This window comes from Clostridium bornimense (assembly GCF_000577895.1).
Lineage (GTDB): Bacteria > Bacillota > Clostridia > Clostridiales > Clostridiaceae > Clostridium_AN > Clostridium_AN bornimense.
This window is the reverse complement of sequence record NZ_HG917868.1, coordinates 2,505,933-2,518,657: the sequence shown is the minus strand read 5'-3', so window position 1 is coordinate 2,518,657 and position 12,725 is coordinate 2,505,933. Positions and strand designations below refer to the sequence as shown.

Genomic DNA, 12,725 nt, shown 5'->3' with positions numbered 1-12,725 from the left:
AAAAAATATATAATTGGTAATAAATAACAATAGATAAACTTAAGGGGGAATAAATATGAAAAAGTTATCTACTGTTATTATTATAATTTTATCTATACTATTATTATTACCTGGAAACAGTGATGCAAAAGGTAAGGATGAGGAAATTCAAAAGGATATTGCAAGTAAAATAATAAGATTTCACGTTATAGCAAATTCTGATTCAGAGGAAGATCAAAATTTAAAAGAGAAAGTAAGAGATGAGATATTAAAATTTATTTCACCTAAGTTAAATGAAAGTAAGTCAAAAGATGAGTCAAGAAAGTTACTAGAAGAATATGATGATGAAATAAAAAATATAGCTTTAAATAAAATTAAAGAAGAGGGATATAGTTATAATGTATCTACTACTTTTGAAAATACTATGTTTCCTGTAAAGCAATATGGAGACTTAGTATTTCCAGAAGGTGAATATGAAGCATATAGAGTAGTTATAGGAAGTGGAGAAGGGAAAAATTGGTGGTGCGTGATGTTTCCACCATTATGTTTTGTAGATGTAACTGTTGGAGAAGTAGAAAAGGAAAAAAGTGATGAAATGATGGAAGGGTATTTAAGTAAAGAAGAATTTGGATATTTGGTTGGAGAAGAAAAATGTGATATAGAGATAAGATTTAAAATTGTAGACTTAATAAGAGATTTTTTAAAAAAGTGACAAAATAAATAATTCTTAGAGATTAGCTTTTGTAAAATAGCACAAAGAAGATAGGTTTTTAAAATATAAAAAACTGCATTTTCTTTGTGCTTTGCAATTTTTATATGTACTTTTGTTTGTAAGGATAGATGTTTTTAAACGATAAAGTTACCGTAAGTATAAAGTTATAGCTAGAATTAAAAGTTAGTATTGTTTTACCTATGAAGCTTTTATTATTTTTTTAATTAGTGTGTATATATCATGTGCAGAATTTGGTTTTGCAAATTTTTTAGTATTTTCCTTCATTGTATTTAATAAGTGATTATTTAAAAGAATATAGTTTATGTTGTTTATGTAGTTAGGATCGTCATCTATATCTATAGCTAAATTATGACGCAATAAAAACTCCTTATTTTTAATTTCTTGACCAGGTAGTGGAGAAAATACTCCCATAGGCAATTCTGATGCAAGAGATTCAGTGATAGTTAATCCACCTGGTTTTGTTAGGAGTAAATCTGATGCTTGCATTAGTTTATTTACGTCATTTGTATATCCGATGATTACAGAAGGTAAGATAGAGGTCTTAGATATTTCTATAAGCGTATCATAGAGATTTTTATTTTTTCCTGCAATTACTATTAATTGAGCATCCAAATCAGATGTTGATAATTCACTAAATAGTTCTGATATTTTACCCATTCCAAGACTTCCACCCATTATTAAGATAGTTTTCTTTTTAGGACTTAATTTTAGTTTCATTAGTGTAGTATCTCTATTAAATTTATCGAAAAAGCTTGGTTTAATTGGTATACCTAGAGTATGTATAGAATTAATATCTACGCCTTTAAAAGCTATTTCCTTTTTCATATCGTCATTTGAGACTATGTAGTGATCTATACCTTGGTGTATCCAACTACTGTGTGAAGCGTAATCGGTTAATATTACTATAGTTGGCAAAGAAATATACTTTTTGCGTTTCAAATAGCCAATCATATCTGCAGCAAATGGATGGGTAGCAATTAGGAAGTCAGGATTAAATTCTTTTATTTTATCATGGACTTCTATGGACATAAGCTGATTAAACTTAGAACTTATATATGAAGTTAGACCATCTTCATCTTCTGTGAAATTATACAACTTTCCAAAGATTGATGGTGTATATTGAATTGTTTTAAGATAACTGCCAATAATAACTTTATCTAAAACAGGACTTATTTCTTTTATAGTATCTAAAATCTTAATTTCGCTATAAGGTTCTTTATTTAATATATATTCTTTTAATGCGCTAGCAGCATGCCCATGTCCTCCACCAGCAGCTACAGAAAAAATCATACATTTCATTTATATGGCACCTCCTACTAGACATATCAAAATTACCTATTTAAGGAATATGCCTATTTATAATTATATAGAATATTTTGTAAATGTTAAAGTACTTTACATTAATATTAAGTTACATTATATTTAAAAGTATGTATTAAATTATAAAAAAGAAGTGTGATAGATATGAAAAAGAAGATTGCTATTATTTTTGGAGGAGAGTCAATAGAGCATGAGGTTTCTTTAGCATCAGCAGCTGAATTATTGACTCATATTGATAAAAGTAAATATTATGTTTATCCTATAGGAATAACTAAAGATGGTGAATGGTTTGAGTATAATGGAGATGTAGAAAAAATTGCGTCAGGGCAATGGGAAAAAGATGAGTTTTATAAAGTTCCTAATGGGGAGAAAATATTATTTAATAGAGATGTAGATTGTGTGTTCCCTCTTTTACATGGAAGAAATGGAGAAGATGGTACTATTCAAGGACTTTGTAAATTACTAAAATTACCCATTGTTGGATCAAAGGTTTTATCATCTTCATTGTGTATGGACAAGGCATATGGGAAATTTATACTTGAAAAGTTTGATCTTCCTGTAACACCATATATGGTTATAACAGAAAAAGAGTTTAAAGATGATAAAGATAGGATATTATCACAAATAGTAAATAATTATTCTTTTCCACTTATAGTTAAGCCTTCTTCTGGTGGATCATCTATGGGGGTATCGAAGGTTAGAATAAAAGAAAATATTGAAAAAGCTATAAAAACAGCTTTTGAATTTGACAATAAAATATTAATAGAAAAGGCAGTAAATCTTAGAGAATTTAAAGTACCTGTGTTAGGTAAGGATAATTTATTTTTAGGAGAAATAGGAGAAATAGATTATCATGGTAAAGAAATTTTTGATTATGAAGAAAAGTATTTAAAAGAAGTAGATAACCTTGTATGTCCTGTAGATTTATCAGAAGAGTATAAAGATAGAATTTATGAATATGCAAAAAAAGCATTTAAGGTTTTAGATTGTTCTGGTATGGCAAGAGTAGATTTCTTTTTTGATAAGGAAACAGAAGAGATTTATATAAATGAAGTTAATACAATACCAGGATTCACCAAGAATTCTTCTTATCCAAAACTTTTAAATAAGAAGGGAATAAGTGAAAAAGATATTATAGATAAACTTATAGAATATGCAATAAATGAATGATAAAGATTAAGGAGTTGGAAAGTTTGACAAGAGCACTAGCAATGTTATCAGGAGGATTAGATTCTATATTAGCAGCTAAACTTATAAAGGATCAAGGAATAGAAGTTATAGGTATAACTTATAAATCATATTTTTTTAATGAAGAAAATGCAAGAAGAATGGTAAAACAAATAGATATACCATTGGAAGTAGTAGATTTTTCAGAGGAGCACTTTGAATTGGTTAAGAATCCCAAACATGGATATGGAAAAAATATGAATCCGTGCATAGATTGTCATGCCATGATGATGAGATATAGTGGAGAGTTATTAAAAAAATTTGAAGCCGATTTTATAATAACAGGAGAAGTTATAAATCAAAGACCAATGAGTCAAAATGCAGGAGCATTAAATACTGTAAAAAAAGAATCTGGATTTAGTGATAAGATACTTAGACCATTATGTGCTAAGTTATTACCTCCAACAGAGATGGAAGAGTCAGGCCTGGTAGATAGAGAAAAGCTTATGAATATCAATGGAAGAAGTAGAAAAGTTCAAATAGAATTAGCAGAAAAGTGGAATATAAAAGATTATCCATCTCCAGCGGGAGGGTGTAAATTAACAGAACCAGGATATTCTAAAAGGCTAAGAGATTTATTAGATAATAATGATGAAGTAACTCCAAGAGATATGGAACTATTAAGATATGGTAGAAGATTTAGAATATCTAGGAATACTGTAATAATATCAGCGAGAACAAAAGATGAAAGTGATTTAATTAAGCCTATTTTAAATAGTAGTGACACAGGATTTATTGTAGATAAATATACAGGATCTATGGTAGTTTTAGTTGGAGAAGCTACTGAAGAGGGAATAAAACTTGCAGCAGCTATAGCAGCTAGATATTCAAAAGGTAAAGATGAAGAAAAAGTAACTGTAAGATACGGAAATGTAACTAAACCTTATAATGGCATTATTATGGTTACGCCAGCGACAGATAAGGAATTGGAACAATATATGATTTAATGGACGATTCCAGTGCACAGTGAGGGCAGTACACAGTTGTGAATGAAATTCCTCGTTAAGAGGGATTTCCACATTTACTGTGCACTGAGTTCATGATAAAGGAGGACGTTTAATGAGAGCACTTATTGAAGTAGAGAGTAAACAAAATATAGATGAAGAAGGTATAAAAGTCATAACTCCTGGTAATTTTTATGAGGAAGATGGTGTATTTTATGCTGTATATGAAGAAACAGAGATTTCAGGAATGGAAGGAACTATTACTACTATAAAAATAGAGGGAAATAAGGTGTTCTTAAATAGAAAAGGTAGTTTAAATTCGGAAATGATTTTTGAGGAAGGAAAAAGTACTTATGTACTTTATGAGACACCATATGGAACTTTAGATATGAAGATAACTACAGATAGTATAACTGGAGAGATAAAAGAAAGTGGTGGGGAGCTAGCTTTAGAGTATATTTTAGAGTTTCCAGGTCAAGCGCCTATAAAAACAAATCTTAAGATAAGCATATCTTTTCAAGATGCAGATGTTATGACAGAAAGTGTAGAATAGTTATTAAAAAAATAAAAATGGAGCTATCGCTCACAAAAATTTATTTGTTATTGCGATGGCTCCTTTATTTTATACATTAATAATATTTTTATTGTAAAATAAAAAAACGATACTAGAAATCTTATATTATTTGTGGTAATATAAGAGTTAGATTTTTTACATTATAATCCTATTTTAAGGGTAATTTTAATTATACAATATAACTTAACATAAGTCAATATATTTAACATAAAGAGGAGGAAAAATATTTATGAAGTCAAATACAAAGTATATTTTTGTTACTGGCGGTGTCGTTTCAGGATTAGGTAAAGGTATAACAGCTGCATCATTAGGTAGATTGTTAAAGAATAGAGGGTTAAAAGTTTCTATACAAAAATTCGACCCATATCTAAATGTTGATCCAGGTACTATGAGTCCCTATCAACATGGTGAAGTTTTCGTTACTGATGATGGTGCAGAAACAGATTTGGATTTAGGACACTACGAAAGATTTATAGACGAGAACCTTTCGAAGAATTCCTCCGTTACTTCAGGTAAGGTTTATTGGAGTGTTTTATCTAAAGAAAGAAGAGGAGATTATTTAGGTGGTACAGTTCAAGTTATTCCTCATATAACAAATGAACTTAAAGAAAGAGTTTATAGAGTAGCTAAGGAAAAAGATGTAGATGTAGTTATAACAGAAATTGGTGGAACTGTAGGGGATATAGAATCACTACCATTCCTTGAGGCTATAAGACAAATCAGATATGATGTTGGTAAAGAAAATGTATGTTATATTCATGTAACATTAATTCCATATTTAAGAATGAGTAAAGAAATAAAGACTAAGCCAACACAACATTCAGTTAAGGAGTTAAGAAGTATCGGTATACAACCAGATGTTATTGTATGTAGAACTGAGCAAGAATTATCTGATGATGTAAAGGGTAAAATTGCTTTATTCTGTAATGTAGATAAAGAAGCTGTTATACAAAACTTAGATGCAAGACATCTTTATGAAGTACCACTAATGCTTCACAAAGAAGGATTAGATAACTATGTTATAGATAGACTTAATATAAAGTGTAATGAGGTTGATAATTCTCAATGGGTTGAGATGGTTAATAGAATTCTTAGCTTAAAGAATAAAGTTAAGATCGGATTAGTTGGAAAGTATGTAGAGTTACACGATGCTTATATTTCAGTAGTAGAATCATTAAATCATGGTGGTTTTGTAAATGACTCTAAAGTAGAAATAAAGTGGATAAATTCAGAAGAGTTGGAAAATGGAGATGTTGAAGAAGCGTTAGGAGATGTAGATGGTATTCTAGTGCCAGGTGGATTTGGAGATAGAGGTGTAGAAGGAAAAATATCTGCTATTAAATATGCAAGAGAAAACAAGATTCCATTCCTTGGAATTTGCCTTGGTATGCAATGTACAGTTATAGAATATGCTAGAAATGTTCTTGGATTTGAAGGTGCACATTCAGCAGAAATAAACCCTGACACCAAATATCCAGTAATTGATTTAATGCCAGATCAAAAAGATGTAGACGAAATGGGCGGAACAATGAGATTAGGATTATATGCATGTAAATTAGAAAAAGGTACAAAAGCTTATGATGCATATAATGAAGAAGTTATCTATGAAAGACATAGACATAGATATGAATTTAATAATGAATTCAGAAAAGAGTTAACAGAATCAGGACTAATCCTTTCAGGAACATCTCCAGATGAGAGATTAGTAGAAATTGTTGAACTTAAGGATCACCCATGGTATGTGGCTGCACAATTCCATCCAGAATTAAAATCAAGACCAAACAGACCACATCCATTATTTAGAGAATTTATTAAAGCAGCATTAGAAAACTCTAATAAATAATTATAAAAAAGTAGCATCTTTCATCGATGCTACTTTTTTATAATTTACAGTGCACATTGAAGGTGGAAGTTGTCGTATTGACAAATTTTCATGGCACAGGTTAGAAGGCACAGGGCACAAGTAAGGTGAAAATTCCTCTTTGAGAGGAATTTTATTATAGTCCTGCGGATAGCTAGTGTATTTTATGGGAGAGATACAGTTTTACCACTACTTAATTAGAACAGGTACTAATATAAACTTAACTCTCTATATATAATCCTATGCAAATATATATTCAAAGCTTCATGAAAGTGCAACTTTCATGAGCCTTCTGTAAGGACTTTTATATCAACTGTAATCTAAATTACCTGTGCCATGTGCCCTCATACTTGTGCCCTGACATATTCCTGTTCATTGTGCACTGAATAAAAATAGTGGATAATTTTTTCTAAATGGGATATAATCAAAAAAGAACGTATCTAAGAATCCAATCTTAATAAATCAAGATCTTTTATATTTTTTCAATTTGTTTCTAATATAAACGCAGAGAGGTGGAAGTGCTATTTTGAATAGTAAAGATTATGAAAATATGAAGCTTAATGAGCTAAAAGAGCTTGCTAAGGAGTTAAATATTAAAAATTATTCTAAATATAAAAAAAGTGAGTTAATTGACGTTATAAAACAGTCTAGAAATGAAGAGGAAGGCGCAAAAATAGAAGTTAATGGTGTTACATTAAAAGAAAGTATAAAGCCTAAGAATAATGTTGTTGAGGAAAAAAGAGAATCAAATACTTATTCACATCAAAGTAGCACTAGACCTCATCATCAATCAAGACAAGAAAATAGTGAAGAAAAAAGAGAAAAAATGAAAGAAATGATAAGTACTCTTGATATGGCTAAAGGAGTAATTGAAATAAATGAAAGTAATAATTTTGGGTTTTTGAGAGGAAAAAATTATTTAACATGTTCAGATGATGTATATGTATCACCTTCTCAAATAAGAAGATTTAACTTGAAAACTGGTGATGAAATAGAAGGTAAGGTCAGAAATCCTAAAGAAGGTGAAAAATTTAGAGCGTTAGTATATGTTCATAAAATAAATGGTGAAGAACCAGATAGAGCTGTAGGTAGAGTACCTTTTGAGAAACTAACACCAATATATCCAACTGAAAGGATAAAACTTGAGACAGTACCAACTGAGATGTCTACGAGACTTATGGATTTTATATCTCCTATTGGTAAAGGACAAAGAGGTCTTATAGTTGCTCCACCGAAGGCTGGTAAAACTACTCTTTTAAAAAATGTTGCTAATGCAATAACTACAAATAATCCAGAGATAAAACTTATAGTAGTACTTATTGATGAAAGACCAGAAGAAGTAACTGAGATGGAGAGAAGTATAAAAGGAGAAGTTATTTACTCTACTTTTGATCAAGATCCTAGTAGACATATAAGAGTAGCTAATATGGTTCTTGAAAGAGGAAAGAGAATGGTGGAGCAAGGTCAAAATGTTGTTATCCTTTTAGATTCATTAACTAGACTTGCTAGAGCAAATAATCTACTTGTTACACCAACAGGAAGAACTCTTTCAGGGGGATTAGACCCAGCTGCATTATTTATGCCAAAGAGATTATTTGGAGCAGCTAGAAATATAGAAGAAGGTGGAAGTCTTACAATTCTAGCTACAGTACTTACTGATACTGGTAGTAGGATGGATGATGTTATATTTGAAGAGTTTAAAGGTACTGGTAATATGGAAGTACATTTAGATAGAAGATTACAAGAAAGAAGAATATTCCCAGCAATAGATATTTATAAATCAGGAACAAGAAGAGAAGAATATTTACTTAGTGATGAAGAAAAACGTGCAGCAACAAATGTAAGAAGAAAATTAAATAGTGACAATAATACTATGGCTGTTACAGAGTTGATTATAAATTTATTAAATGACAGTAAAACTAATAGTGAATTTATAGCTAAGATAAACAATAAGATAAAAGAGTAAAAATAAAAAAGGTTCACAAAATGTGAACCTTTTTTACATAAGTAGAATATGAATAAAATTATTTGTTCATGTTGTATTTCTTCATGAACTTTTCTACTCTTCCACCTACATCGATAAGTTTTTGCTTACCAGTGTAGAATGGGTGACATTTAGAGCATATTTCTACCTTTAATTCATCTTTAACAGAACCAGTTGTGAAAGTGTTACCACATGCACATTTTACTACTGCTTCATTATTGAATTTTGGATGTAATCCTTCTTTCATTGTTATTCACCTCGCTAAAATATTGAGAACACTCATTTAAGTCCCAAAGTCAAAAAGGACTTAAACTTAATTAAGGTAAATCTTTAATTTAAAAGTCAAAAAATCATTTATTATCATTATAAAAAATTAATCTCCTTATGTAAAGATATTTAATAAAAATATTTATTGCCAAATATTTTTATATATCTATAATACTTTAATAACTAATTATTATTTGATAGAATATACCCAGGTAAACTAAAGATGAGATTTAAATTTTTGGAGGTGTAATAAAATGTACAGACCTAAAGATCATGGTTGTATTGAAGTAGTATGTGGTCCTATGTATAGTGGAAAATCAGAAGAACTTATAAGAAGAATTAGAAGAGCTGAAATAGCAAAACAAAAAGTTCAAGTGTTTAAGCCAACTATTGATGATAGATATGATAAACAAGATATAGTTTCTCATAGAGGAGATAAAATTCAAGGAATACCTATAAGTAGAAGTGAAGAGATTTTAAATTATCTTGATGAAGATACAGAAGTTATAGGGATAGATGAGGTACAATTTTTTGATGATGGAATTATAAAAGTTGTAAATCAGTTGGCTGATAATAATAAGAGAGTTATTGTAGCTGGTTTAGATACAGATTTTAGAGGAGAACCTTTTAATGTAATGCCACAACTTATGGCTATAGCTGAATTTGTTGATAAGATTACTGCTATATGTATGAAATGTGGTAATCCGGCAACTAAAACGCAAAGATTAATTGATGGTAAGCCAGCAGATTATAATGATCCTATTGTATTAATAGGTGCAAAGGAATCTTATGAGGCTAGATGTAGAAATTGTCATGAGGTTCCTAATAAAAGGAGGTAGCTTATGGGAAAAAAGAATGTTGGGGGTCAAGCAGTAATTGAAGGTGTCTATATGCGCGGAGAAAGTGGATGTGGCACAGCTGTACGATTGGAATCAGGGAAAATAAAAGCTAGTTTTGATAATAAAATGCCTTTAAATAAAAGAAAGGGGCTTTGGTCTAAACCATTTATAAGGGGAGTAGTTGGATTAATAGATTCTATGGTAGAAGGAATATCAAAACTAAATTATTCAGCTTCTTTTTTCGAAGAAGTAGAAGCAGAGAGTAAGTTTGAAAAATGGTTAGAGGATAAGTTTGGAGATAAATTAAATAGTATTATTTCTGTAGTCACAATAATTTTTTCTGTTTTTATATCTTTAGGTTTATTTATGTTTATTCCAACAGCATTGGCAAATATATTTAAAAAAATTGGTATAGAATCTACTATCATGTTAAATCTTATAGAAGGTCTAATAAGAATAGGTATATTTTTCTCATACATAGTGCTTATTTCAAAATTAGATGATATAAAAAGATTATTTCAATATCATGGTGCAGAACATAAAACAATTTTTGCATATGAAAAAGGATTAGAGCTTACTCCTGCCAATGCAAAAAAACAAAGTAGATTTCATCCACGTTGTGGTACTAACTTTATGTTTTTAGTAATGGTGGTTTCTATATTATTATTCTCATTTACTGGATGGGGAAATGCTTTTGAAAGATTATTTTGGAGAATAGTTTTATTACCAGTAGTGGCAGGGACAACTTATGAAATAATAAGATGGCTTGGAAAGAGTGATAGCAAATTATCTAACATATTAGCTTATCCAGGATTACGATTTCAAAGATTAACTACAAGAGAACCAGATGAAAAAATGCTAGAAGTAGCAATTATAGCATTAAAATTAGCAGAAGGTATAATAACTGTTAGTGATGTTGAAAATATGTATAAAGAAAATCATGATGAAGAAGTATTTCCAATAGAGATGAAAGAAGCAGTAGGAGGAAAAAATGAAAATTAGAGAAGCGTTGAATAAGGGGAGTAATATCTTAAAAGAGTCAGAAATTGAATATTTTAAAGAAGATGCCCTTGAGCTTCTATCTGTTATATTAGATACAGATAAGATTAATATAATTTTGAATGGGGAAGAATTATTAGATAGTGATAAAGAAGAGCAATATTTTAATTGGATTGAGAGAAGAAGTAAAAAAGAACCATTAAAATATATAATAGGATATGCAGAGTTTTTTGGCCTTGTATTGAAGGTGAAAAATGGTGTATTAATACCTAGAGTAGATACAGAGACTTTAGTAGAAGAAGTTATTGCAATAGAAAAAGAAAAAAAGAATATTTTAGATATGTGTTGCGGAAGTGGAGCTATAGGAATAGCATTAGCTAAAAATATAAAAAATGTAACGGTAACTTTAGCTGATATTTCGAAGATTGCAGAAGAAGTAACTAAAGAAAATATAGATAGATTGGATATAGAGAATGCAAAATTTATTCATAGTAATTTATTTGAAAATATAGAAACAAATAGATTTGATGTGATAGTGAGTAATCCACCGTATATTAGAACTGATGTAATAGAGACGTTGATGGAAGATGTGAAAGATTATGAACCTCATCTAGCATTAGATGGTGGGGAAGATGGATTGTATTTTTATGATAAAATAACAAAAGAAGCTATCAGACATCTTTGTGAAGGTGGTTATTTATGCTATGAAATAGGATATGATCAAGGAAATGAAGTTAGGAAATTGATGGAAAACTCAGGGTTTAAGGATGTAAGAATTGTCAAGGATTTAGCAGGTAATGATAGGGTAGCTATAGGTCACCTTTAGTTGAGTAAAGTAAAATTATGTGATATAATTGTAAATCGAGAAATTTTAAGTGCGGAGTTGATAAATAATGTTAGATAGACTTAACTTTATTGAAAATAAATATGATGAATTATCAGTAAAAATATCAGATCCATCAGTTATGGCGGATCAAAAAGAATGGCAAAAGCTTTGTAAGGAACATTCTGAATTAGAAGTTATAGTTACTAAATATAAAGAATATAAAAAGGCATGTGATGATTTAGAATATAATAAAGAGATGTTACAAGATTCAGATACTGATGCTGAAATGAAAGAAATGATAGAAGAAGAAATAAAAGAATTAAACGCAGTAAAAGAAGAAAGTGCGAAAGAACTTAGAATTTTATTATTACCTAAAGATCCTAATGATTCTAAAAATGTTTATGTAGAAATAAGAGCTGGAGCAGGTGGAGAAGAGGCAGCATTATTTGCCGCTAATTTAACTAGAATGTATGTAAAATATGCAGAAAAACATCGTTGGACTGTAGAGACTATGTCTATAAATGCTACTGATATTGGTGGGTTTAAAGAAATAGTATTTATGATAAAAGGTAATGGAGCTTATTCCATGTTAAAATATGAATCAGGAGTTCATAGAGTTCAAAGAGTTCCAGATACAGAATCAAGCGGAAGAATTCATACATCTACAGCTACTGTTGCAGTTCTACCAGAAGTAGATGATGTAGAAATTGATATAAATCCAAATGACTTAAGAATTGATGTATTTAGAGCGTCAGGTAATGGTGGACAATGCGTTAATACAACAGATTCAGCGGTAAGAATTACTCATATACCTACTGGACTTGTAGTTTCATGTCAAGATGAAAAATCACAGCTTAAAAATAAAGAAAAAGCTATGAAAGTGTTAAAAGCTAGAATGTTTGAGATGGAAGAAGCAAAAAGAAATGCAGCAATAGCAGAAGATAGAAAGAGCCAAGTAGGTACTGGGGATAGAAGTGAAAGAATAAGAACATATAACTATCCACAAGGTAGAGTTACAGATCATAGAATAGGATTAACTCTTTATAAGTTAGAAAGTTTCCTTAATGGAGAAATTCAAGAAGTTATAGATGCTTTAATAACAGAAGATCAAGCTAAGAAAATGGAAGCTATGGGGAACGCGGGAGAAATGTAAAAATAAAAAACTTGAGGAG

Annotated in this window: 12 protein-coding genes; 10 read left to right on the top strand and 2 right to left on the bottom strand. The window is 29.8% G+C overall.

Annotated features, from left to right (window positions below; all coding sequences use genetic code 11):
* Positions 1 to 55 precede the first annotated feature (55 nt).
* On the top strand, positions 56 to 691 hold the full coding sequence (gene spoIIR / locus CM240_RS11415; protein WP_044039261.1) for a stage II sporulation protein R: 636 nt from the start codon (positions 56 to 58) through the stop codon (positions 689 to 691).
* 198 nt (positions 692 to 889) lie between these two features.
* Here the strand turns inward: spoIIR and CM240_RS11410 are convergent, their stop codons facing one another.
* A complete protein-coding gene (locus CM240_RS11410; RefSeq protein ID WP_044039260.1) occupies positions 890 to 2,011 on the bottom strand; it encodes an MGDG synthase family glycosyltransferase in 1,122 nt (373 codons plus the stop codon).
* 165 nt (positions 2,012 to 2,176) lie between these two features.
* Between CM240_RS11410 and CM240_RS11405 the strand changes: the two genes are divergently transcribed.
* The 5 genes from CM240_RS11405 (at position 2,177) to rho (ending at position 8,604) form a co-directional block, all read left to right on the top strand.
* Complete coding sequence (locus CM240_RS11405) at positions 2,177 to 3,202, top strand: D-alanine--D-alanine ligase family protein (protein WP_044039259.1); 1,026 nt, start codon at positions 2,177 to 2,179, stop codon at positions 3,200 to 3,202.
* 23 nt (positions 3,203 to 3,225) lie between these two features.
* The gene (locus CM240_RS11400) at positions 3,226 to 4,206 is read left to right on the top strand and encodes a DUF814 domain-containing protein (RefSeq protein WP_044039258.1); all 981 of its coding nucleotides are present in this window, start codon (positions 3,226 to 3,228) and stop codon (positions 4,204 to 4,206) included.
* A 112-nt stretch (positions 4,207 to 4,318) separates the two neighbouring features.
* Positions 4,319 to 4,756, top strand: a complete 438-nt coding sequence (locus CM240_RS11395) for a YwiB family protein (protein WP_044039257.1) — start codon at positions 4,319 to 4,321, stop codon at positions 4,754 to 4,756.
* Positions 4,757 to 5,006: 250 nt separating this feature from the next.
* The gene (locus CM240_RS11390) at positions 5,007 to 6,620 is read left to right on the top strand and encodes a CTP synthase (protein WP_044039256.1); all 1,614 of its coding nucleotides are present in this window, start codon (positions 5,007 to 5,009) and stop codon (positions 6,618 to 6,620) included.
* 544 nt (positions 6,621 to 7,164) lie between these two features.
* Positions 7,165 to 8,604, top strand: coding sequence for a transcription termination factor Rho (rho, locus tag CM240_RS11385; RefSeq protein WP_156930545.1), 1,440 nt, complete (start codon positions 7,165 to 7,167; stop codon positions 8,602 to 8,604).
* Positions 8,605 to 8,662: 58 nt separating this feature from the next.
* Here rho and rpmE read toward each other — a convergent pair whose 3' ends face one another.
* Positions 8,663 to 8,869 carry a 50S ribosomal protein L31 gene (gene rpmE, locus CM240_RS11380; RefSeq protein ID WP_044039254.1) on the bottom strand — a complete coding sequence of 69 codons (207 nt, stop codon included), beginning with the start codon at positions 8,867 to 8,869 and terminating at the stop codon, positions 8,663 to 8,665.
* 274 nt (positions 8,870 to 9,143) lie between these two features.
* On the opposite strand from rpmE, the gene CM240_RS11375 reads away from it, so the two are divergent.
* The 4 genes from CM240_RS11375 to prfA all read left to right on the top strand — a co-directional run bounded on the left by CM240_RS11375 (position 9,144) and on the right by prfA (position 12,706).
* Positions 9,144 to 9,728: a thymidine kinase gene (locus CM240_RS11375; protein WP_044039253.1), complete on the top strand. Its 585-nt coding sequence runs from the start codon at positions 9,144 to 9,146 to the stop codon at positions 9,726 to 9,728.
* A gap of 3 nt (positions 9,729 to 9,731) precedes the next feature.
* Complete coding sequence (locus CM240_RS11370) at positions 9,732 to 10,730, top strand: DUF1385 domain-containing protein (protein WP_044039252.1); 999 nt, start codon at positions 9,732 to 9,734, stop codon at positions 10,728 to 10,730.
* The gene (gene prmC / locus CM240_RS11365; RefSeq protein WP_044039251.1) at positions 10,720 to 11,553 is read left to right on the top strand and encodes a peptide chain release factor N(5)-glutamine methyltransferase; all 834 of its coding nucleotides are present in this window, start codon (positions 10,720 to 10,722) and stop codon (positions 11,551 to 11,553) included. The genes CM240_RS11370 and prmC overlap by 11 nt, the downstream gene beginning before the upstream one ends.
* A gap of 64 nt (positions 11,554 to 11,617) precedes the next feature.
* Complete coding sequence (gene prfA, locus CM240_RS11360; RefSeq protein ID WP_173400243.1) at positions 11,618 to 12,706, top strand: peptide chain release factor 1; 1,089 nt, start codon at positions 11,618 to 11,620, stop codon at positions 12,704 to 12,706.
* Positions 12,707 to 12,725: the final 19 nt, after the last annotated feature.